The 21,174-nt window shown below is 58.6% G+C and carries 18 protein-coding genes and 1 pseudogene; 18 read left to right on the forward strand and 1 reads right to left on the reverse strand.

The annotated features are described in order from the left end of the window. The first annotated feature begins 67 nt into the window (after positions 1-67). Both NIT7645_RS01550 and NIT7645_RS01555 read left to right on the forward strand, forming a co-directional pair. On the forward strand, positions 68-1,045 hold the full coding sequence (locus NIT7645_RS01550) for an efflux RND transporter periplasmic adaptor subunit (RefSeq protein ID WP_050685817.1): 978 nt from the start codon (positions 68-70) through the stop codon (positions 1,043-1,045). 28 nt (positions 1,046-1,073) lie between these two features. Then, positions 1,074-4,154 (forward strand): efflux RND transporter permease subunit, encoded by a 3,081-nt coding sequence (locus NIT7645_RS01555; RefSeq protein WP_050685819.1) that lies wholly within the window; start codon positions 1,074-1,076, stop codon positions 4,152-4,154. Between the two features lie 12 nt (positions 4,155-4,166). On the opposite strand, the gene NIT7645_RS01560 is transcribed toward NIT7645_RS01555, so the two are convergent. After that, the gene (locus NIT7645_RS01560; RefSeq protein ID WP_050685821.1) at positions 4,167-4,400 is read right to left on the reverse strand and encodes a hypothetical protein; all 234 of its coding nucleotides are present in this window, start codon (positions 4,398-4,400) and stop codon (positions 4,167-4,169) included. Between NIT7645_RS01560 and NIT7645_RS19620 the strand changes: the two are divergent. From NIT7645_RS19620 to NIT7645_RS01640, 16 genes and pseudogenes are all read left to right on the forward strand, one after another. Beyond that, a pseudogene (locus NIT7645_RS19620) lies at positions 4,357-4,779 on the forward strand (IS66 family transposase); the annotation flags it as partial. The gene NIT7645_RS01560 and the pseudogene NIT7645_RS19620 sit on opposite strands and share 44 nt — an antisense overlap. A 123-nt stretch (positions 4,780-4,902) precedes the next feature. After that, positions 4,903-6,114, forward strand: coding sequence for a CaiB/BaiF CoA transferase family protein (locus NIT7645_RS01570; protein ID WP_050685825.1), 1,212 nt, complete (start codon positions 4,903-4,905; stop codon positions 6,112-6,114). An 8-nt stretch (positions 6,115-6,122) separates the two neighbouring features. Next, positions 6,123-7,277 carry an acyl-CoA dehydrogenase family protein gene (locus NIT7645_RS01575; RefSeq protein WP_082204796.1) on the forward strand — a complete coding sequence of 385 codons (1,155 nt, stop codon included), beginning with the start codon at positions 6,123-6,125 and terminating at the stop codon, positions 7,275-7,277. A 105-nt stretch (positions 7,278-7,382) separates the two neighbouring features. Further along, on the forward strand, positions 7,383-8,237 hold the full coding sequence (locus NIT7645_RS01580; protein WP_050685930.1) for an SDR family oxidoreductase: 855 nt from the start codon (positions 7,383-7,385) through the stop codon (positions 8,235-8,237). A 37-nt stretch (positions 8,238-8,274) separates the two neighbouring features. Continuing rightward, a complete protein-coding gene (locus NIT7645_RS01585; RefSeq protein WP_050685828.1) occupies positions 8,275-9,081 on the forward strand; it encodes an ABC transporter ATP-binding protein in 807 nt (268 codons plus the stop codon). Continuing rightward, positions 9,074-10,993 carry an AMP-dependent synthetase/ligase gene (locus NIT7645_RS01590; RefSeq protein ID WP_050685830.1) on the forward strand — a complete coding sequence of 640 codons (1,920 nt, stop codon included), beginning with the start codon at positions 9,074-9,076 and terminating at the stop codon, positions 10,991-10,993. Before NIT7645_RS01585 ends, NIT7645_RS01590 begins: the two co-directional genes overlap by 8 nt. Then, on the forward strand, positions 10,994-11,881 hold the full coding sequence (locus NIT7645_RS01595; protein ID WP_050685832.1) for a branched-chain amino acid ABC transporter permease: 888 nt from the start codon (positions 10,994-10,996) through the stop codon (positions 11,879-11,881). It begins immediately after the preceding gene. A gap of 3 nt (positions 11,882-11,884) precedes the next feature. Then, the gene (locus NIT7645_RS01600) at positions 11,885-12,958 is read left to right on the forward strand and encodes a branched-chain amino acid ABC transporter permease (RefSeq protein ID WP_028095207.1); all 1,074 of its coding nucleotides are present in this window, start codon (positions 11,885-11,887) and stop codon (positions 12,956-12,958) included. 10 nt (positions 12,959-12,968) lie between these two features. After that, the gene (locus tag NIT7645_RS01605; RefSeq protein WP_050685932.1) at positions 12,969-13,778 is read left to right on the forward strand and encodes an ABC transporter ATP-binding protein; all 810 of its coding nucleotides are present in this window, start codon (positions 12,969-12,971) and stop codon (positions 13,776-13,778) included. Between the two features lie 33 nt (positions 13,779-13,811). Then, positions 13,812-15,050, forward strand: coding sequence for an ABC transporter substrate-binding protein (locus NIT7645_RS01610; RefSeq protein WP_027238720.1), 1,239 nt, complete (start codon positions 13,812-13,814; stop codon positions 15,048-15,050). Positions 15,051-15,147: 97 nt separating this feature from the next. Continuing rightward, a complete protein-coding gene (locus NIT7645_RS01615) occupies positions 15,148-16,398 on the forward strand; it encodes an ABC transporter substrate-binding protein (RefSeq protein ID WP_027238721.1) in 1,251 nt (416 codons plus the stop codon). 79 nt (positions 16,399-16,477) lie between these two features. Beyond that, on the forward strand, positions 16,478-17,254 hold the full coding sequence (locus NIT7645_RS01620; RefSeq protein WP_027238722.1) for an enoyl-CoA hydratase/isomerase family protein: 777 nt from the start codon (positions 16,478-16,480) through the stop codon (positions 17,252-17,254). Positions 17,255-17,265: 11 nt separating this feature from the next. Beyond that, the gene (locus tag NIT7645_RS01625; protein WP_050685834.1) at positions 17,266-18,048 is read left to right on the forward strand and encodes an enoyl-CoA hydratase/isomerase family protein; all 783 of its coding nucleotides are present in this window, start codon (positions 17,266-17,268) and stop codon (positions 18,046-18,048) included. A gap of 42 nt (positions 18,049-18,090) precedes the next feature. Then, the gene (locus NIT7645_RS01630; RefSeq protein WP_027238724.1) at positions 18,091-18,849 is read left to right on the forward strand and encodes an electron transfer flavoprotein subunit beta/FixA family protein; all 759 of its coding nucleotides are present in this window, start codon (positions 18,091-18,093) and stop codon (positions 18,847-18,849) included. Continuing rightward, positions 18,849-19,775: an electron transfer flavoprotein subunit alpha/FixB family protein gene (locus NIT7645_RS01635; RefSeq protein WP_050685836.1), complete on the forward strand. Its 927-nt coding sequence runs from the start codon at positions 18,849-18,851 to the stop codon at positions 19,773-19,775. Before NIT7645_RS01630 ends, NIT7645_RS01635 begins: the two co-directional genes overlap by 1 nt. A gap of 222 nt (positions 19,776-19,997) precedes the next feature. Beyond that, positions 19,998-21,155: an acyl-CoA dehydrogenase family protein gene (locus NIT7645_RS01640; protein WP_082204798.1), complete on the forward strand. Its 1,158-nt coding sequence runs from the start codon at positions 19,998-20,000 to the stop codon at positions 21,153-21,155. The last annotated feature ends 19 nt before the right edge of the window (positions 21,156-21,174 follow it).

Genomic DNA, 21,174 nt, shown 5'->3' on the forward strand with positions numbered 1-21,174 from the left:
AATTCTCAGTGACAATTTATAGGGCTACCGGGTCAGTTCTCAGTGACAATCAACAGCCGAGCAAGATTTGGTCCAGCCGGTCACGGTCGAAGTTTCGCGCGCTGAGCTTCGCGACAGCGATAGGGCGCGCAGCCTGGCAGGTCGCGTGGAGCCCGCCCGGACCGTGGATATTGCCTTTCAGGTTTCGGGTCAGCTTTCCGACCTCGCGGTAGATGCTGGGACTCGGGTTGAGAAAGGCGATTTGATCGCTGCGCTCGACCCGGTCGATTTCGAATTGGCCTTGGACCGGGCACAGGCCTCTTTCGACCTCGCAAAATCCGAATACGATCGTGCGTTGAGTCTGACCGAGAGGGGGGTGGCGACGGACGCCCGTCTCGAAACGAACCGCGCGCAGCAGGTCCAAGCAGAAGTCGCCCTCCGTGAAGCGGAGCGACGCCTGGCTCAAGCCACGATCACCGCGCCCTTCGACGCCATTGTCGCGCGCATCTTTCTGGAGGAGTTTTCGAACGTCACCCCTGCGGCTCCGATTGCCAGGTTGCAGGACATCAGTGAAATGCGGGTCCGGATTTCCCTGCCCGAGGAACTCGCCGCGATGGCACGGGCCCAGCCCGATGCATTCAGGGTAACCGCCACTTTCCCCGCCGTGCCGGGATATGAGGCAACTCTTTATCCGCGGACATTCGTGACCGATGCGGACACCACGGCCCAAACCTATGACGTCGAGTTCGTGATAGAGGGCGCTATCGACCCACGATTACTGTCCGGAATGACGGCGAATGTGCGCGTAACCGCCGCCGCGGAGGGTGCGCAATCGCGGTCGGTAGTGGTTCCCGTCTCGGCGATCGACACGACGAGCCGGAACGAGCCGTCCGTCTGGCTCTACGACAAAGACTCCGGCCGGGTGTACCGAAAGACAATCCGGCTGGGGCTACCCAACGACGACGAAATCGTCGTGCTTGAGGGACTCGCCGGGGATGAACTGGTGGTGTCAGGCGGCTGGTGGCGCCTGAAGGAAAACGAACCGGTCGCGGTTCGCGGCCTCTGAACACCCCTGGACCGGACAAGTCGAAACCATGACAATGAGTATTTCACGCGCAAGCATCCGACGTCCGGTCGCCGTTTGGCTGGCAATTGTCTTTTGCCTTATCGGCGGCTTGTGGGGACTGAACACGGTCGGACGCCTCGAAGACCCGAGTTTCACGCTCAAGACGGCGCTCGTTTTCGTGCCCTATCCGGGCGCGACCGCGATGGAAGTGGAAGAGGAAGTCGCCGATGTCGTGGAGAGCGCACTCCAACAGATGAAGCAGCTCGACCGGGTGGAATCGAAATCCATGCCGGGCATGGCCCAGATCACGGTCGAGATCGAGATGACCTATGGGCCCGACGAGATCCCGCAGGTCTGGGACGAAATGCGCCGCCGCATCCGCGACATTGAAGGAGATCTCCCCTCCGGTACGCAGCCTCCGATCATCAATGACGATTTCAGCGACGTCTACGGCATGTTCTATGCTGTAACGGTCGATGGGTTGAGCGCCACGGAACAGCGAGACCTCGCGACTAAACTGCGGCGCGGCCTTGTCGCCGTCGACGGGGTGGCCAAGGTCGAGGTTCAGGGGCTGGCGGAAGAGGAGATCATCATCTCGGTCCCTTCGGCGCGCCTGACCGAACTGGGGCTGCCACCGGACCAGATCCTCGGTATCATCGCCGACGAAAACCAGGTTTTCTCCAACGGCGAGATCAGCGAAGGGCTGTCTCGACTGGGAGTGTCCGTTCCGCCAGGTTATGTCAGCGTCGAGGGCATTGAGGCGCTGCGGCTCGGCGCTCCCGGAGAAGTTGGGCAGATTGCGCTCTACGACATCGCCCGCGTGGTTCGAGAGGAGACGGAGCGACCGAGCCAGATCGTGCGCCACAATGGCACGCGGGCTTTCACCCTCGGGGTCTCGGCGCTCGTCGACCGCAACGTGGTCGAGGTCGGCCGATCGGTCGAGGCGCGGCTGGACCAGCTGAAGGCCGAACTGCCGGACGGCGTCGAGATCGTACCTATTTATGAACAGCATAAGGTCGTCGACGAAGCGGTCTCGAGCTTTCTCGTCGGCCTCGGTCAATCCGTGGCCATCGTCATCGGGGCGCTGATGCTGACGATGGGTTGGCGCGCGGGTCTGGTCGTGGGTGCCACGCTGGGCCTCACGGTGTTTTCCACGCTGTTCTTCATGTCCGTCTTCGGCATCGAGATGGAACGGATCAGTCTCGGGGCACTGATCATCGCTATGGGTATGCTGGTCGACAACGCCATCGTGATCGCCGAAGGCATGCTGATTGGCATGGCGCGGGGCAAGTCCGCCGAAGACGCCGCCGCCGATACCGAGACCGCGACAGCGTTGCCCCTGCTTGGGGCCACCGTGATCGGGATCATGGCGTTTTCGGGTATTGGGCTATCGCCAGATGCTACCGGAGAATTTCTGTTCTCGCTTTTCGCGGTTATCGCGATTTCGTTGCTGATGAGCTGGATCCTCGCGGTAACCGTCACGCCCTATTTGGGCAAGCTCCTTCTGAAGGCACCGAAAGACACATCCAAGGACCCCTATGGTGGCTTCATCTATTCGGCCTATCGCGGTTTCCTCTGGATGGCGCTGCGCGCCCGTGTGCTCGTCGTCCTGACGATCGTCGGAATCACGGTCTGGTCGGTCATGGCCTTCGGCCAGGTCAAACAGGCGTTCTTTCCGGCGTCGAACACCCCGATATTCTACGTCGAGCTCCAGATGCCGCAAGGCACGGACATTCGAGTCTCGAATAAAGAAATGGCCCGGCTTGAGGAGATCATCTTAGGCGAGGGGATCGTGACGGACGTGACGACGCTTGTGGGGCGAGGGGCCAGCCGCTTCATGCTGACCTACAACCCTGAGCAGGCCGATGCGAGCTACGGTCAGCTGATCGTGCGTGCGACCGATGCCACACTCATCCCCGATGTTGCGGCGCGTCTCAATCGCGAACTGCCGGCGCAATTCCCCAATGCTCTTGTCCGCGTCGAGGAAATCGTCTTTGGTCCGCCTGCCGGGGCCGATGTCGCCGTTCGTTTTGCCGGACCAGATCCGGTGGTCCTCCGGCAGCTATCGGATAATGCGCTTGCAATCTTCGACGAGGCCGGCACAATCACAAACCCGCGCACAGACTGGCGGCAGCGTGAGATCCTTATCGAACCCATCGTCGACGAGTCCCGGATGCGGCTGGCCGGTGCGACCCGCGGTTCGATCACCGACACCGTGCAATACGGCACCTCGGGCCTGCGGGTCGGCACCCTGCGCGAAGGCGATGCCGAAATCCCGATGTATCTGCGGCTTCCCGAGGTCGAGCGCGACGGGCTGGACCGTTTGCGCGATCTCTCCGTCTGGTCGCCAGGTGCAAATGGCTATGTGCCCATGGCCAACCTCGTCTCCAGTTTCGAGCCCCGCCTCGTCGAGGCGCTTATCCACCGCCGCGACCGTGAGCGCACGATAACGGTCCTCGGCGGTGCAGGCGGCGACCTGACAGCAGATGAGGCATTTCGCAGTGTTCGCACTGATATCGAAGCCATTCGGCTTCCCGAAGGCTACACGATGGAATGGGGAGGCGAATTCGAAAGCGCGGGAGAGGCGCAGGCAAGCCTCGGCAAACAGCTTCCCTTGGGTTTTCTGGTAATGCTGACAATTTCGATCCTGATGTTCAACAAAGTGCGCCAGCCACTGATCCTATGGCTCGTGGTTCCGATGTCGGTCACGGGGATGGTTCTCGGTCTGCTGTTCACTGGGCTACCGTTTACGTTCACGGCGCTTCTCGGCTTCTTGTCCCTTTCCGGGATGCTGATGAAGAATGCCATTGTGCTGGTGGAAGAAATCGATCAGCAACGCGCCGAAGGTGTCGAGGACTATCAGGCGGTGATCGATGGCTCGGTCAGCCGTTTGAGGCCCGTCGTGCTGGCTGCGGGCACAACGATTTTCGGTATGATTCCGCTCTTACCAGACGCCTTCTTCGCATCGATGGCCGTGACGATCATGGGTGGCCTCGCGTTCGCCTCGATCCTGACCCTGGTCGCGGTTCCTGTATTTTATGTACTGTTCTTCCGGATGAAGCCGCCCAAAAAAGAAAACGCTCCTTCAGGTTCCCCAGCGACAGCCTGAACGCAGATGCAGTTATAAGCGCTTCTCTGCGCGCCCTCGACCCGTCTTAAGGACGGTGTAGGCATATTCCGCCGCCTCAAGCGCGCCTTCGAGAAAACCGCCGAATGTCGGAGCCACTTCGGAGCCGCCAAAGACGAGCGCTTCGTCCCGCAGGCCTGAAAGAACGCACGGCAAGCCATAGTTCGGGTGGGCAAAAAAGACAGCGGAACTGCGGCTGGCAGCACGCCAGACGCACTCCCGCTCCATGGTCTAGGCCTTCAAGGCATGGACCGAGGCCCAACTGCTACGCATTCCCGGCAAGGGCGATCTCGTGAAGGCCTTCCGCTATGGTCTCAGCTGCTGGCCGTCATTCGAGCTCTTCCTTGGAGATGCCCGCGTCGGCATCGACGACAACACGGCCGAGCGCGTCATGCGCCCGATCTGCATCGGGCGAAAAAACTGACTTTTTGCAGGCTCCGACAGCGGTGGCGAAACGCTGTCCCGGGCGATGTCCCTTGTCGAGACAGCCAAGATGAACGGCCACGATCCGCAAGCCTGGCTGGCCGAAATCCTCGACCGCATCCACAATCACATGACCAACCCGCTCAACGAACTGCTTCCATGGAACTGGACGCCGATGAACTGATCCGCGGTAACAACCGGGCGGTTACGTTTTCGGGAAGGTGATTACCTTTGAATCTTGAGGTCCGACTTCGCCTTTGCTAGGAATCGAACAACAATTAGAAAAACAGCAAAGTCGAAAGTGCAGATGTCTGGACCCCTTGAGCAACTGAGGATTGTAGAACTTGGTCACGTAATTGCCGGACCACTTGCGGCAGCTTTACTCTCGGATTTTGGTGCAGATGTCATCAAGATCGAAGCCCCCAACCGGACGGATATGATGCGCGACCTTGGACCCAAGGCAGAGGATGGGGTGGGCGTCTGGTGGAAGACTTTGGGCCGCAACAAGAAAACACTAGGCCTGGACTGGAAGTCCGACGAGGGCCGGGACATCCTGCGCAGGTTGGTTGAAGATGCCGACGTGCTGATCGAAAATTTCCGTCCGGGTGTGCTAGAACGTGCTGGTGTTGGGCCAGACGTGCTGCACGATTGGAACCCGGACTTGGTTGTCTTGCGGGTTTCAGGTTACGGACAGGACGGTCCGATGCGCGACGTGCCAGCGTTTGGGCGTGCTGCAGAGGCCATGAGTGGATTAGCGCATCTGACCGGTTTTCCCGACGGGCCGCCGATGCACCCCGGCTTTCCGGCGGCCGACAGCACGACAGGGCTGATGGGCGCTTTGGGAATCATGATCGCGCTATTTGCTCGCGAAAAGGGCATTGCACGCGGTCAGGTCGTCGATCTTGCGGTGTTCGAGGCGTTGCTTCGGTTGATGGACTATCCTGTTCCCGCATTGACTGGCGCTAACCTCTCGCCGCGACGCAATGGGCTGCGCCAGCCGATGGACTTTGCTCCGGGGGGGATGTTCCGAACGTCCGATGGGGTGTGGCTGACCGTTTCGGCAGGGAGCGCGGAAACCGCGCAGCGCCTGTTGCGGGCGGTCGGAGGCGATGCCCTCGCCGATGACCCGCGGTTCGCGACATTGGGCGAGATGTCGCGGCACATGACGGTGGTCTTTGACGCGATCAATGATTTCGTCACGCAGCACACGGCTAAGGAAGTGGAAGCGGTATTCGCCCGCCATGATGCGGTTGCCTCGCGTGTGTTGAGCGTCGAAGAGATCATGACGAACGAGCAGATACGCCATCGTGGGGACATCGTGTCGGTCGACGGCAAACAGACCAAGGTCATCGGCCCGATCCCGCATCTAAGCGCCACACCTGGCGAAGTTCGCTGGCTGGGACGACCGCTTGGCGCGGACAGCCGAAGTATTCTGCGTGATCTTGGCTTTGACGATGATCGGATCATTGCCCTTTGTGAGGCAGGGCTCGTTAGTCTGGAAGAGAAGGGGACACCGTGACATTTCGAATGACGGACGATCAGAAGGAAATTCGCGACCAGATTCTGCGGATTTGTGCAAGGTTCGACGGCGACTACTGGCTGGACCGGGATCGTAACGGTGGTTTTCCCCATGATCTGCACAGGGCAATGGCCGATGGCGGCTGGCTGGGTATCGCCATGCCAGAAGCTGTCGGCGGCGCGGGTCTGGGGATCACCGAAGCGACCATCATGATGCAGGCAATTGCCGAGTCGGGGGCCGGCGCAAGCGGAGCCTCGGCCATCCACATGAACATTTTCGGGCTCAACCCGGTGGTGAAGTTTGGGACCGATGAGCAGCGCGCGCGTATGCTTGGCCCTCTAATAGCAGGCGATGAAAAGGCCTGTTTCGCCGTAACCGAACCGACGACCGGGTTGGATACCACAAAGCTGAAGACCATGGCGGTGCGGCAGGGGGACAGATATGTCGTGCACGGACAAAAAGTCTGGATTTCTACCGCGCAGGTGGCGGACAAGATGTTGCTTCTGGCCAGAACAACGCGGCTAGAGGATGTGAGCAGCCCGACCGAAGGGCTGAGCCTATTCTATACAGATCTCGACCGAAATTTCGTTGACGTGCGAGAGATCGAAAAGATGGGTCGAAAGGCTGTCGATTCGAACGAAGTCTTCATCGATGGATTGCCGATTCCGGCTGAGGACCTGATCGGGGAGGAGGGCAAAGGCTTTAGGCAAATTTTGCACGGGTTGAATCCCGAACGCATCCTGGTGGCCGGTGAATGCATCGGTATTGCGCGCAACGCACTGGCGCGAGCGGCGCATTATGCAAACGAACGTGTGATTTTTGACCGCCCGATCGGCCAAAATCAGGGTGTTCAGCATCCACTCGCCAAAGCCTGGGCGCGAGTGGAATCTGCCAATCTCATGGTGATGCACGCTGCAGCCCTCTACGATGCGGGAGAACCCTGCGGCGTCGAGGCGAACGCTGCCAAGCTTTTGGCCGCCGACGCCGCGGTCGAGGCGACCGAAGCCGCGCAAATTACATTTGGCGGATTCGGATACGCCAAGGAATATCACGTGGAGCGACTGGTACGGGAGGCTCTGCTGTTCCGCATCGTACCGGTGACACCGCAGATGCTTTTGTCGTTCATAGCAGAAAAAGCCCTTGGGCTTCCAAAGTCTTACTGATCGGAGATGACGGGCGGGGCTGGTGCGAAAAGTTGTCTTGATCAATTTTCTAACACCCGTTAGATTACTGGCAGCTGCCCCTAATGGGGAATGGGAGGAGGCGTCATGAATAAGACGCAGTTTGGGTCTTCGAGGGAGGACCTATTAAAACGTGCAACCGTTTACGCAAGCGGTTTATTCACCGGCAAAGTCGTTGTGGTGACCGGGGCCGGAGGCGGATTGGGGCTGGCAATTGCGACTCTGTTCGCAAGGCTCGGGGCCAATCTGGCGATCAATGGACGCAACGAAGAGAAACTGGCTTTGGCCAAGGAGTTCCTTGAAAGTTTCGGGGGCGAAGTTTTCGCTGTGCCTATGACCATCCGGGAGCCTGAGCAGGTCGAGGATTTTGTCGCCAAGACGAACCAGGAGTTCGGGGCGATTGACGTATTGGTGAACAATGCTGGGGGTCAGTTTCCGCAAGCAGCGTTGGAGTTTAGTCCAAAGGGCTGGAATGCGGTCATAGACACCAACCTGAACGGCACGTGGTGGATGATGCAATCCACGGCGCGCCACTGGGTTGCCAACAAGCAATCGGGCTCCATCGTCAACATCGTGGCCGATATCTGGCGCGGCATGCCCGGCATCGCGCATACCTGTGCGGCCCGGGCAGGGGTAGTTTACCTGTCCAAGTCGGTTGCGGTGGAGTGGGCCCCGCACGGTATCCGAGTGAACTGCGTGGCGCCGGGTTGCTGCGAAAGCAACGGTTTCGGGAACTACCCTCCGGAGGGTTCTGCGACCTTTCAGGACTCCAACCCGATGCGGCACGCCGGGGACGAATGGGATGTCGCTGAAGGGGTTGTCTATATGGCGGCGAATTCAGGGAAATTCGTAACCGGAGAAGTTCTGAACATCGACGGTGGGCAGCAATTGTGGGGGGATCCATGGCCAACGGGGCGGCCGGACTACTTCCGGATTACCTGATGTTGGCCGTGAACCTTAGGGGGACAATGATATCTAGATGACGACAAGGATTAAAACAGCAATCGGAGCCGATGATGGGGCGATACTGGAGTGCAGCGGGGTCGAACGACGGTTCGGCGGCATCGTCGCTGTCACCGGTGTTGACCTCGTTATTCGACAAGGGGAAATCTTTGGACTTGTCGGTCCGAATGGCAGCGGCAAGACAACGCTAACAAACGCAATTACCGGATTTTACCCGCCAAACGAGGGCAGGGTCCGGCTGGCAGGAAACGACATTACGGGTACGGCGCCTCACAAGGTTGCCAAGCTCGGCGTTGCCAGAACGTTCCAAAATCTTGCCCTGTTCAACGGGATGAGCGTTCTGGACAACATCCTGCTCGGGCGGCACATCCACATGAGCCCAGGCGTTTTGCGTACGGCGCTATATTGGTGGGCAGCACAGCGTGAAGAAATCGAGAACCGTAAAATCGTCGAGGAGGTGATCGAGTTTCTACAGCTCGAGAGCATTCGGCATGAGTTGGTCGATGGTCTTCCGATCGGGTTGAAAAAGCGGGTCGAGCTGGCGCGGGCATTGGTGGCCGAGCCACAGATGCTGATTCTCGATGAACCGATGGCCGGCATGAACCAGGAAGAGAAAGGGTATATGTCCCGTTTCATTCTGGATGCCCGTGCCGAACGCGGCGTCAGCGTTCTGCTGATCGAACACCATATGGATGTCATCACCGGCATTTGTGATCGGATGCTGGCACTGAATTACGGTGAAATGATCGCCAGTGGCATCCCCAAGGAGGTTGTGAAGGACCCGCGGGTCATCGAGGCATATATCGGAGGGTCGCATGACTGATTTGACGAAGAACCGGTCTTCAGGCGGCGAAACGATTGGTGCACTTCTGGCGAAGAACGCGTCGCTCCACGGAAAGGATATCGCCCGTCGCGAAAAAGAGCGTGGGATATGGAAAGAAACCACCTGGGCGGAATACGCCCAAGAGGTGGTGGCCTGTGCGGCTGGGCTTGAAAAAATCGGCGTGAAGCCTGGCAAAGCAGTGCTTGTTCTGGGCGATAACCGTGCGCGGCTCTATGGCGGCATGCTGGCTGTTTCGTTGCTTGGTGCCTACGCCATGCCCGCTTATCCGGGCGCAACTCTTGAGGAACTAAGGCACTTTCTTGGCGAAGTCGAGATCGTCGCGGCCATTGCGGAAGATCAGGAACAGGTTGACAAGATCCTGGAACTGAAGGACGCGGGCGCCGAGGGCATCGACCACATCATTTATGATGAAGCGCGCGGTCTTGGCTTCTACGAGGTTGAAGGGTTGTTGTCCTGGGATCACCTGATCGAAGTTGGTCAGCACGATCTGAACGAAACCCCGGGCCTGCGTGAGGAACTGCTTAGTCGTGCGAAGCCGGAAGATCCGGCCATTTTTCTGCACTCCTCCGGAACGACGGGCGCGCCGAAGGGCATCGTACTGAGTCAGAAGAACGTTCTTGCTGCTGCTCGGAATGGACATGCGGCGGGTGCCTTCGACGAAAATGAGGAGATCCTCGCGTACTTGCCGATGGCCTGGGTGGGAGACTACGCCATAACCGTTGCCGCGGCACTCCTTTGGCGTTTCACCGTGAATGTGCCTGAGCGCCAGGAAACGGTCGTGCGCGACATGCGCGAGATCGCTCCGACCTTCTATCTGGCGGCTCCGAGAAGCTGGGACCAGATGCTGACGACAATCCAGGTGGGTATCGAAAATTCGACCCCTTTAAAGAAACGGCTGTACCATTTTTTCATGGATCGGGCCATCGCGGCGGAAACGCGCAAGCTGAATGGCAAAAGCGGCGGTGTTCTTGAGCCTTTGGGCCGACTTTTGGGCGAGGCAATCATTTTCGGTCCGGTCAAGGACCAGTTCGGAATGAGCCGACTCAAGAACGCGTTCACCGGCGGTGAAGCAATCGGCGAAGACACCTTTGTTTTCTACCGAGCCTTGGGAATCAAATTGCGCCAACTCTACGGCCAAACCGAAAACAGCGCGATCAATGCAATTCAGTCTCCGGGTGAAGTGCGCCTTCATACGGTTGGCAAACCCGCGCCCGGCGTCGAGGTGACCATCGCCGAGGACGGGGAGATCTTGGTACGCTCGGACAGCGTATTCGAAGGGTACTTCAACAAACCCGAAGCGACCGCCGAAGCCCTTGAGGGCGGGTGGCTGCATACAGGTGATGCCGGGTATTTGGAGGAAGATGGACACCTGGTTGTTCTGGGGCGCGTCTCCGAGGTCATGCATACGGCCGGAGGCGAGCGGTTTGTGCCAAACTACATCGAGAACCGGTTGAAATTCAGCCCTTATATTAAGGATGCTGCCGTAATCGGCGCCGGGCTTGACGAATTGACGGCTATGGTCTGCGTGGATTTCGAAGCCGTTGGCCACTGGGCAGAGGTGAACGGCGTGCCCTATGTGTCTTATGCCGATCTTTCTCAGCGTGAAGAGGTCGCGACGTTGCTTCGCGAGGCCTTCCAACGGGTCAACAAGGCCGTCACCGAACCATTGCGCCTGCAACGCTTTGTAAGTCTGCCGAAAGAATTCGACCCGGACGATGGTGAAATCACGCGAACCCGAAAACTGCGGAGGAAGGTCGTTCAGGAACGCTATGCCGACGTGATCGCGGCGCTCTACGACGGTTCAAAAGAGGTCCATGTAAGCGCGCAGGTGACTTACGAGACCGGGGAAGTAGGGAAGGTCGAAAGAAGCCTTCCCATCAGGGAGGTATAAATGGACTGGGTCTTTCTATCAGAGCTTGCGATCAACGGAGCCTTGACGGGTCTGCTGTACTCGCTATTCGCCATCGGCCTTGTGCTGATTTACAAGGCATCTTCGGTGCCCAATCTGGCTCAGGGCGGGTTGACCATGGTAGGGGCCTATGTGGTCCTGGCGCTGGCACGCGACGTGGGTTTACCCTTGTGGCTGGCCATCCCTCTGGCTGCGGTTGTCATGTTCGGCCTTGGGTTCGGCATTGAGCGTGTTGCTCTGCGCCGTCTCGCAGGTCGGCCGGTTGTCATGATCTTGATGCTGACACTCGGCCTCGACATTTTCCTGCGGGGTACAACGCTTGCGATTTGGGGCGGGACGTCACGTTCGATGGAATTGGGCGTCAGCTATGATCCACTGTTTTTTGACGACATCTTCATCAGCCGCATCCATCTGGTTGGTGCCGGTGTTGCGCTCGCCTTGTTTGTCGCATTCATGCTGTTTTTCCGAACCCGGACCGGGATCAAGTTGCGGGCGATCGCGGATGATTACATGGCTTCGTGGTCGGTAGGTATCTCGGTTGAACGCGGAGTTGGCCTGTCCTGGGCGCTGGCATCCGTTGTTGCCGTCGCTGCGGGCGTTATCTGGGGCGAGATTCAGGGTGTCGATCAGGCGCTGTCGCTGTTGCTTCTCAAAGGTCTGACAGTTGCCGTTCTCGGTGGTCTCGACAGTATCCTTGGCGCCGTGATCGCAGGCATCATCCTGGGCGTCGTCGAAAACGTTGTTTCTGATTTCCTCGATCCGCTTGTCGGAGGCGGAAGCCGTGAGCTTATCGTCGCCGCCGTGCTCATTCTTACCGTCATGATCCGTCCGCACGGGCTGTTCGGTCGTCACGACATCGAAAGGGTGTAAGGGATGTTTTACAGACTTTCCGGCGTCCATCACGCCAACTACGTTTCGGACAGCCGTATCTTCAAGGTGCCTGCCGACAGAAATCTGACAGCATTCATCTTTCTGATCGGTCTTGCCGCGCCATTCATCATCCCGTCGCTTTATCTGAACAGCTACATGCTTCCCTGGCTGATCTGGACGGCCGCCGCGCTTGGATTGAATCTGGTGACAGGTTGGGCAGGCCAACTTCACTTGGGTTATGCTGCGGTCATGGCCGTCGGAGCGTATTCGTCGATCCATGCCGCGCGTTTCGGGGTGCCGTGGGAATTCGCCCTGATCATCGGCGGATTGACGTCATCCGTGATCGGCAGCCTGTTTGCTTTTGCCGCTTTGCGGGTCAAGGGACTGTATCTCGCCCTTACCACTCTTGCGATGCAATTCGTGATGGACTGGGTTCTGACCCACTCTCCGGCGATCTCGGGGGGTTCACACGCGTCGCTCCAGTCACCGACATTGGCTCTGCTCGGGCAAGAGATTACCACTGATACTGGCTTCTACTATGTCGCCTTCGGCTGGTGTGTGTTGGTGACGATCTTCATGCTTAATCTCAAGCGTACTGGACTCGGTCGCGCCTTGGTCGCTGTCCGGGAAAAAGACTTTGCGGCCGCGATCCTGGGTGTGAACAGTTTCTACTACAAAATCCTCGCGTTCGCGACTTCGTCGTTCATCGCAGGCGTCAGCGGTGCGTTGCTTGTTGCCACCTTTTTCTTTCTCGCCGCACCCGAGCAATTTTCGGTTGCCGTTTCGATCCAGGTTCTTGCGATGGTGATTGTTGGCGGCCTTGGCAGCATTATCGGTTCCTATTTCGGTGTTGCCCTGATCCTTCTTGTTCCGGGTATCGTGAACGGTCTCGTCGTCACGCTGAGTGACGGGCTTGGCATGCAGATCGATGTTGAAACACTCGCTCACATCCCGAACGCAGTCTATGGCGCACTGATCGTCATTATCCTTCTGATCGAACCACTCGGTTTGGGAAAACTCTACGGCAACATCAGAGACTATCTGATGGTCTGGCCCTTCGATCAGTTCAAGAAATAGGGGAATGCCGATGCAAGAAAAAGTTGAAGCCCAGAACATTCTATCCATGAACAGCGTCGAAGTACTGTACGACAATGTAATACTGGCGATCAAAGGTGTTTCGGTCCAAGTCCCAAAGGGCGAGATGATCGCACTCTTGGGATCGAACGGAGCGGGAAAAAGCACCACGTTGAAAGCGATCAGCGGTCTTTTGAAGGCTGAGCGCGGACGCATCAGCCGAGGTGAGATAACGTTCCAGGGAGTGGACATTACCGAAGCGCTCGCGCAAGAACGCGTCGAGATGGGCATCTGTCATGTCATCGAAGGGCGGCGGGTCTTCGAACATCTGACCCCCGACGAGAACCTGACCGCCGCCGCGCCGCGCGGAATGTCCCGATCAACGCTGAATGCGGAAAAGGACAAGATCTACGGATATTTTCCGCGGCTTGCCGAACGCAAAAGTTCGCAAGCAGGCTATTTGTCGGGTGGTGAGCAACAGATGCTTGCCATTGGGCGGGCCCTCGTGACCCAGCCGAAGCTGTTGATGCTTGATGAACCAAGTCTCGGGCTTGCTCCGTTCCTGGTCGAGGAGATCTTCGGCATCTTGCAAAAGATCAATAAGGATGAGGGCCTGTCCGTCCTGCTGGTGGAACAGAACGCCCTGGCGGCTCTGGAAATCGTTTCGCAAGGGTACCTTATCGAGAACGGCCGCGTTGTTATGCACGGCACCGCCGAGGCGCTCAAATCTAACTCCGACATTCAGGAGTTCTATCTAGGCGGCGGAGAGACCGACTTTCACAACGTCAAGCACTACAGCCGACGCAAACGTTGGTTGAGTTGAGGTACTAATCAGAAGTTGTTCAGGGAGGAACAAATGAAGAAATTTACCAAAGCGTTGGCTGTACTATCCATGTTCGGAGGAGCAGTGTTCAGCACCCAGGCGCTGGCCGAGCCATTCAAGATCGGCATCTGCTACGACCTCAGCAAAGCCTATACCTTTGCCACGCCGCAGGTTTCGCAGGCCGCGATGGACCTTGCCAAGCTCATCAACATGAAGGGCGGCATCGGTGGCGAACCGGTCGAAGTCATCGTGCGTGACCACGGGAACGAACCGCAGCGCGGAATCGAGTGCTACTCGAAACTCAGCCGCGAGGGCGTCTTTGTTTTCGATACCCTGTCCACTCCGGTGTCTCTGGCTATCCTGCCGCGGGCCATGGAAGACGGGCGTATCCTGATGCAGTCTCTTGTCGGGCGCGGCGATGCCGTTGATGGCACCGTCTTCGATTGGGTCTATCCGATCGGGCCGACCTATTGGGGACAGGCCGCCAACGATGTCGCCTACATCAAGCAATTGCATGACGGCGATCTGTCAGATGTGAAGGTCGGGTTTGTTTACTTCGATTATCCCTTCGGGCAGGAGCCGATCGAGATCCTGGAAACCCTGTCCGAGAAAGAGGGTTTCGAGCTTGAACTGTACCCCGTGCCACTGCCTGGCAGCGACCAGGCCGGCGTGTGGTCGAAGGTGCGCCGCGACAAGCCCGATCATGTGATCGTCTGGATGCTGGGCGGTGCCCATGTGGTTGCCTCGAAAGAGATGAAGCGCAATCGCATTCCGATGGACAAATACATCTCGGTCAACTGGCTGAACGAAGTCGATATCGCCAACATCGGTAAAGAGGCCGCCAAAGGTATCAAGCGCGGGACCAATGTCGTGGGCGGTCAGGATATTGCCCTGTATCAGGAAATCATGGCCGAGCTTTATGACAAGGGCGAGGGATCCGGCCCGATCGAGAAGACGCAGGACGTTTTCTACAACACCGGGCTGGCCATGTATTCGATCATGTTCGAAGCCGCGCGCAAGGCGGCGGAAGCCGAGGGGCTGCCGATCACTCCGACATCCTACAAGGCCGGACTGGAGTCGCTTGAGGGCTATGACGCGAACGGGCTGATGGCCCCCGTTACGGTGACGGCCGAAGATCATGGCGGCGGGGGCAAGACCCGTATCGAAATGTGGGACGGAGAGACTTGGGTGCCGCAAACCGACTGGATCTCTGCGTACACGGACGTTGTGTGGGGTGTGGTTAAAGAGAGTTCCGCGAAATACGAGCAGTGAAAGACTGGTAGCAGGAAGGGCGACGCTACGCGGGGCGGCAGCGGCGTTTACAAAGCGGTATCACCGCCCCAAACCAAACCAACGGGAGAGAGAAAACATGAAAGTCAAACAGCACATTAAGGCAGTGGTACTTGCTACTGCGCTGGCAGCAAGCGCGACTGTTGCCTCAGCGCAGGACAAGGAGCCGATCCGCTTCGGACTCTGCTTCGACCTCAGTAAATCCTACACGTTCATTTCGCCGCAGGTGGCCCAGGCCGCGCAGGACCTGGCGATGTACACCAACGAAAATGGCGGTATCGAAGGGCATCCGGTTGAAGTCATCATTCGCGATCACGGCAACGAACCGCAGCGCGGTGTGGAATGCTACGAGCAGCTCAAGCGCGAAGGCGTTTTCCTTTTCAATTTTCTGTCCACGCCGGTCACGAACGCGGTTCTGCCGCGTGCGATGAAGGACGGCAACGTGTTGATGCAGTCCTTTGTTGGCCGCGGTGACGCGGTGGACGGCGAAGTGTTCGAATGGGTTTTCCCGGTCGGTCCGACGTACTGGCAGCAGGCGGCAAATGACGTTGCCTTCATCAAGGGTCAGATGGGCGGTGACTTGAGCAAGGCGAAGATCGGGTTCATCTATCTGGATTATCCCTTTGGCCAGGAACCGATCGAGATCCTGAAAACGCTTTCCGAAAAGGAAGGGTTCGAACTGGAGCTGTATCCCGTGCCGCTTCCCGGGTCGGATCAGGCCGGCGCATGGAGCAAAATCCGCCGCGACAAGCCTGACTACGTGATCAGCTGGCTGCTGGCGGGCGGGCATGTGGTCGCCTCGAAGGAAATGCGCCGCAACCGTTTCCCGATCGACCGCTATCTGTCGGTGAACTGGCTGAACGAAGTTGATATCGCCAATATTGGCGCACAAGAGGCGAAAGGCATCCTGCGCGGGACCAACGTGGCCGGTGGCCAGGAAGTTCCGATCGTCAAGACGATGCTGGACACCTACTATGCCAATGGCAAGGGCAGCGGTCCCGAGAGCCTGGTGCGCGACGTGTACTACAACACGGGCATGGCGATCTACTCGGCCGGTTTCGAAGCCGCGCGGATCGCAATTACTGAAAACGGTTGGCCGATCACACCGGAAAGCATGAAGAATGCCTATGAATCGATCGAGGACTTCGATGGAAACGGCATCATGGCCCCGGTTACAGTGACCGACAAAGACCACGGTGGTGGCGGCAAGACTCGGGTCGAACAGTGGAATGGCGAAACCTGGGTTCCGCTGACCGACTGGAGCGCCGACTATCTCGACGTTGTTTGGGATGTCATCAAGCACAGCTCCGCGACGTTCACCGTCGAATAAGACAGAGCTTCCCCGCGGCAGACATGTCGCGGGGAAGCTTTCCGCAGTTAGATTGTCCCGAGAAAGCGAAGCAGGTATCATGAGCCCCATTGACGTGAAGATCGAAGACGGAATTGCGACCGTCTGTATCAACCGGCCCGAACGTAAAAACGCGCTTTCCGTGGCGGCGACGAACGGGCTGACCGATGCTTGGGAAAAGATCGAGGCGGATGACAGCGTTCGTGTGGCCATTCTGACTTCTGCCGATTGCGGCGTTTTCAGCGCCGGACTGGATCTGAAGGAAGCCACACAAATCGCACGCGACGAGGGTGTCGATATTCTGACCAAGATGCGCGACCCGTTTCACGAGACCATGCGCGCCTGCAAGAAACCGATCATCGCGGCGATGACAGGGTCGCTGATGGCGGGCGGCATGATGCTGACCTTGAATTGCGATCTGCGGGTCGGTCTCAAGGGGACCAAGGTCGGTATCACCGAAGTAAAGATCGGTCGTGGATCGCCTTGGGCATCGCCAGCATTGTCCATGCTGCCGCAGCCCATCCTTATGGAAATAGTTCTGACCGGCGACTTGATGCCGATCGAGCGCCTGCACGAATACGGGTTCACCAACTATATCGAAGACACTCCCGATGCTGTCCGCGCACGGGCCTTCGACCTTGCCAAACGCATTGCCAGCGCGGCCCCGCTGTCGGTTGTTGCCGCGAAAGGCAGTGTTCGCGCAACCATGGATCTGGGCTGTGCCGGTGGCCTGAAAGAGGGCAAGCGCCTGCACGAGGTGGTTTACGCCAGCAACGACGCGATTGAAGGCCCAAAGGCCTTTGCTGAAAAGCGAGCACCCGTCTGGACCGGGACCTGATGGAGACTTGAATGACTGAGCTTATTCGCCTGGACAGGGATGGCCCTGTCGGAATCCTGCGGTTTCTTCAGCCGACAAAACGCAACCCTTACAGCATCGGGTTCGTCGAAGAACTGGTGGCGCTTCTGCGCGAAGCCGAACGGGACGCTACGATCCGTGTCGTTGTCATGACCGGCGGCGATCATTTCAGCAGCGGCGGCGATCTTGTCGGGTTTCAGTCCGAGATCGCCAAAGGCGCGCGGGCGACGTCGGAAATGGTGGACCTGGTTCACGATGGCGGACGCGCGGCCTATCTGTTTCGCAAACCTCTGATTTCCGCGGTATGCGGCGTGGCTTTTGGCGCGGGCCTCAGCCTGGCCTTGTCGGCGGATATTGTCGTTGCCGCCGAAGATGCCCGGCTGTGCGAAGTATTTGCACGCGTCGGCGGTTGTCCCGACACGGGATCAAGCTGGCTGCTTCAGCAGCGCGCCGGTGCGGGCGTTGCCCGGATGCTTGTGCTCACGGGCCGTGAAATCGACGGGCGCACCGCCAGGGACCTGCGCGTTGTCGAAGAATGCGTGCCGGCCAACCAGGTCGAGGTACGGGCGCTGGAAATTGCCCGCGAGATTGCAACGCACCCGATGTTTGGCGTTCAGACCGCCAAGCGTGTGATGCGCGCCGCAGCCGAGTGCAGCTATCTCGAGGCGCTGGATATCGAGCGCGATGCCCAAAGCGTTTTGCTGTGCGCGCATGACTTTCCCGAGGCCATGAAAGCGTTTTCGGAAAAAAGAACTCCAGAATTCAAAGACCGTTAGCTCGGTTGAAACCTTATCGCAAAACTCAAGGAGACCACGCCAATGAAGGTACTCGTGCCTGTGAAGCGCGTGATCGACTACAACGTGAAGGTTCGTGTCAAAGCGGACGGAAGCGGTGTCGATCTGGCCAACGTTAAGATGTCGATGAACCCTTTCGACGAAATCGCCGTCGAAGAGGCGATTCGCCTGAAAGAGGCCGGCAAGGCCGAAGAAATCGTCGTGGTTTCCATTGGCGTCAAACAGGCGCAGGAAACCCTGCGCACTGCGCTGGCCATGGGTGCGGATCGTGCCATTCTGGTGGTTGCCGCCGATGATGTGCACACCGACATCGAGCCGCTGGCCGTCGCGAAAATCCTGGCCAAGGTGGTCGAGGAAGAGCAGCCCGGTCTGGTTCTGGCGGGCAAACAGGCCATTGACAACGACATGAACGCCACCGGCCAGATGCTGTCGGCGATCCTCGGTTGGAGCCAGGCGACCTTTGCCTCGGAAATGGGCATCGATGGCGACAGTGCCGTCGTGACCCGCGAAGTTGACGGCGGCCTGCAGACCATCAAGGTCAAGATGCCCGCGATCGTCACTGTGGACCTGCGCCTGAACGAGCCGCGCTATGCGTCGCTGCCCAACATCATGAAGGCCAAGAAAAAGCCGCTGGATGAGAAAACCGCCGATGATTACGGCGTTGATGTCACGCCGCGTCTGGAAATCGTCAAAACCTCCGAGCCCGCGGCACGCGCGGCCGGTATCATGGTCGGCTCGGTGGACGAGCTGGTCGCAAAACTCAAAGAAGCGGGGGCTGTGTAATGGCTGTTCTTCTTCTCGCAGAAGTCACCAATGGTGAACTGGCAATCGACGCAACCGCCAAGGCCGTGACCGCGGCCAAGGCCCTGGGCGATGTGACCGTTCTGTGCGCGGGCGCCTCTGCTGCTGCCGCAGGCGACGCCGCCGCCATGATCGACGGTGTGGCTAAGGTTCTGGTCGCCGAAGACGCATCGCTGGGTCACCGCCTGGCCGAACCGACCGCCGCGCTGATCGCATCGCTGGCCGGTGACTATGAACATATCGTCGCCCCGGCCACCACGGACGCCAAGAACGTCATGCCGCGCGTTGCCGCGCTGCTGGACGTGATGGTCCTGTCGGACGTGTCCGGCGTTGTCGATGGCAACACGTTCGAGCGCCCGATCTATGCCGGGAACGCGATTCAGACCGTCAAATCGTCGGATGTGAAAAAGGTCATCACCTTCCGCACCTCGACCTTTGATGCCGCTGGCGAAGGCGGGTCTGCCTCGGTCGAAAGCATCGGCGCCGGGGACGACCCCGGCTTGTCGGAATGGGTCGAAGACAAGGTCGCCGCATCGGATCGTCCCGAACTGACCTCGGCCGGTGTGGTCGTGTCCGGCGGGCGCGGCGTTGGCTCCGAAGAGAACTTTGCCCTGATCGAGAAACTGGCCGACAAGCTGGGCGCCGCCGTTGGCGCATCCCGCGCCGCCGTCGACTCGGGCTTTGCACCGAACGACTGGCAGGTGGGTCAGACCGGCAAGGTCGTGGCACCGGATCTGTACATCGCCGCCGGCATATCGGGCGCGATCCAGCACTTGGCCGGGATGAAGGACAGCAAGATCATCGTCGCGATCAACAAGGACGAAGAAGCCCCGATCTTCCAGGTCGCCGACTTCGGACTGGTCGCCGACCTGTTCCAGGCCGTCCCCGAACTGACCGAGAAGCTGTAAGGGCCACGGCCCAACCCGCCAAAACGCATCAAAGGCCCGCCGAACCCCCGGCGGGCCTTTTTTGGTACGAGCCGAATGGGCGGCGAGCGGATCGGACGGACCAGGATGCGCGCGGTCCTAAGCCTTGTGACGCCTCGTCAGAACGGCTCCGGTTCATTGTCAAGAAGCAAAACACTTGTTAGATTTTGGCTCAACACAAGCTTGAATCGATAGGAAAAATTCATGTCTCTGATTAAGAACTCCCCTAGCTGGGCAGTGGATGAACACAAGATGTTCGCCGATAGTACACGCAGGCTTTTCGATGCAGAGATGGCTCCGAAGATTGAAAAATGGACGGAACAGGGAATTGTTGACCGCGACTTCTGGAAAACAGTCGGTCAGCAGGGTGTCATGGGTGGCTCGATTGCCGAAGAATATGGTGGGTTCGGTGGCGGCATCGGGTTCGACGCGATTACCGTCTACGAGCAGGGGCGCACCGGTGATACGGGTTGGGGCTATGGGATCCAGTCCATCGTAATCCATTATCTCAACGCATATGGCAGTGAGGAACAGAAGAAAAAGTGGTTGCCGAAACTGGTCAGCGGCGACAGCGTTGCGGCGATTGCCATGACCGAGCCTGGAACGGGCTCTGACCTCCAGAACGTACAAACCTATGCGGAAAAGGATGGCAACCACTACAAGATCAACGGATCGAAGATCTTCATCACCAACGGGCACGCGGCGGATCTGGTTGTGATCGTGGCAAAGACCGACCGCAACGCCGGCGCCAAGGGCCTTTCGTTGATCGTTCTGGAAACCGAGGGTGCCGAGGGCTTTCGCCGGGGACGGAACCTGAAGAAACTGGGTATGAAAGGTTCGGATACGGCTGAGCTGTTCTTCGAAGATGTACGCGTGCCTACGGCGAACCTGCTTGGTCCGGAAGAGGGGCAGGGGTTCTACCAGCTGATGAAGCAGCTGCCTTGGGAGCGGCTGATGATCGGCATTACCGCGCTCGGTTTTATTGATTTTGCGATCGGTGAAACGGTCAAATATGTTCAGGACCGCAAGGCATTTGGAAGCCGGATCATGGACTTCCAGAATACGCGCTTCAAACTGGCGGAATGCAAAACCAAGGCCGAATTGCTACGTTCCTTCGTCAATGATGGGCTCGCGCGTCTTGAAGCGGGCGAACTTGATACGGCCACGGCTTCGATGGCGAAATGGTGGGGCAGCCAGACGCAGAACGAGGTCATGCATGAATGCCTGCAACTGCACGGTGGTTACGGTTTCATGATGGAATACCCCATCGCGCGTCTTTATGCCGACAGCCGGGTCCAGATGATCTATGGCGGCACCAACGAGATCATGAAGGAATTGATCGCACGTTCGATGGACGTTTGATCCGTCCGGTGCCGGGTGG

Source organism: Phaeobacter italicus (genome assembly GCF_001258055.1).
In the GTDB taxonomy this organism is placed as follows: Bacteria; Pseudomonadota; Alphaproteobacteria; order Rhodobacterales; family Rhodobacteraceae; genus Phaeobacter; species Phaeobacter italicus.

Bases quoted from the DNA above. Each gene is read 5' to 3' on its own strand.
- NIT7645_RS01555 (WP_050685819.1), top strand. From the start codon at position 1,074: ATGACAATGAGTATTTCACGCGCAAGCATCCGACGTCCGGTCGCCGTT.
- NIT7645_RS01560 (WP_050685821.1), bottom strand. From the start codon at position 4,400: ATGGAGCGGGAGTGCGTCTGGCGTGCTGCCAGCCGCAGTTCCGCTGTC.
- NIT7645_RS01570 (WP_050685825.1), top strand. From the start codon at position 4,903: ATGTCTGGACCCCTTGAGCAACTGAGGATTGTAGAACTTGGTCACGTA.
- NIT7645_RS01575 (WP_082204796.1), top strand. From the start codon at position 6,123: ATGACGGACGATCAGAAGGAAATTCGCGACCAGATTCTGCGGATTTGT.
- NIT7645_RS01580 (WP_050685930.1), top strand. From the start codon at position 7,383: ATGAATAAGACGCAGTTTGGGTCTTCGAGGGAGGACCTATTAAAACGT.
- NIT7645_RS01585 (WP_050685828.1), top strand. From the start codon at position 8,275: ATGACGACAAGGATTAAAACAGCAATCGGAGCCGATGATGGGGCGATA.
- NIT7645_RS01590 (WP_050685830.1), top strand. From the start codon at position 9,074: ATGACTGATTTGACGAAGAACCGGTCTTCAGGCGGCGAAACGATTGGT.
- NIT7645_RS01595 (WP_050685832.1), top strand. From the start codon at position 10,994: ATGGACTGGGTCTTTCTATCAGAGCTTGCGATCAACGGAGCCTTGACG.
- NIT7645_RS01600 (WP_028095207.1), top strand. From the start codon at position 11,885: ATGTTTTACAGACTTTCCGGCGTCCATCACGCCAACTACGTTTCGGAC.
- NIT7645_RS01605 (WP_050685932.1), top strand. From the start codon at position 12,969: ATGCAAGAAAAAGTTGAAGCCCAGAACATTCTATCCATGAACAGCGTC.
- NIT7645_RS01610 (WP_027238720.1), top strand. From the start codon at position 13,812: ATGAAGAAATTTACCAAAGCGTTGGCTGTACTATCCATGTTCGGAGGA.
- NIT7645_RS01615 (WP_027238721.1), top strand. From the start codon at position 15,148: ATGAAAGTCAAACAGCACATTAAGGCAGTGGTACTTGCTACTGCGCTG.
- NIT7645_RS01620 (WP_027238722.1), top strand. From the start codon at position 16,478: ATGAGCCCCATTGACGTGAAGATCGAAGACGGAATTGCGACCGTCTGT.
- NIT7645_RS01625 (WP_050685834.1), top strand. From the start codon at position 17,266: ATGACTGAGCTTATTCGCCTGGACAGGGATGGCCCTGTCGGAATCCTG.
- NIT7645_RS01630 (WP_027238724.1), top strand. From the start codon at position 18,091: ATGAAGGTACTCGTGCCTGTGAAGCGCGTGATCGACTACAACGTGAAG.
- NIT7645_RS01635 (WP_050685836.1), top strand. From the start codon at position 18,849: ATGGCTGTTCTTCTTCTCGCAGAAGTCACCAATGGTGAACTGGCAATC.
- NIT7645_RS01640 (WP_082204798.1), top strand. From the start codon at position 19,998: ATGTCTCTGATTAAGAACTCCCCTAGCTGGGCAGTGGATGAACACAAG.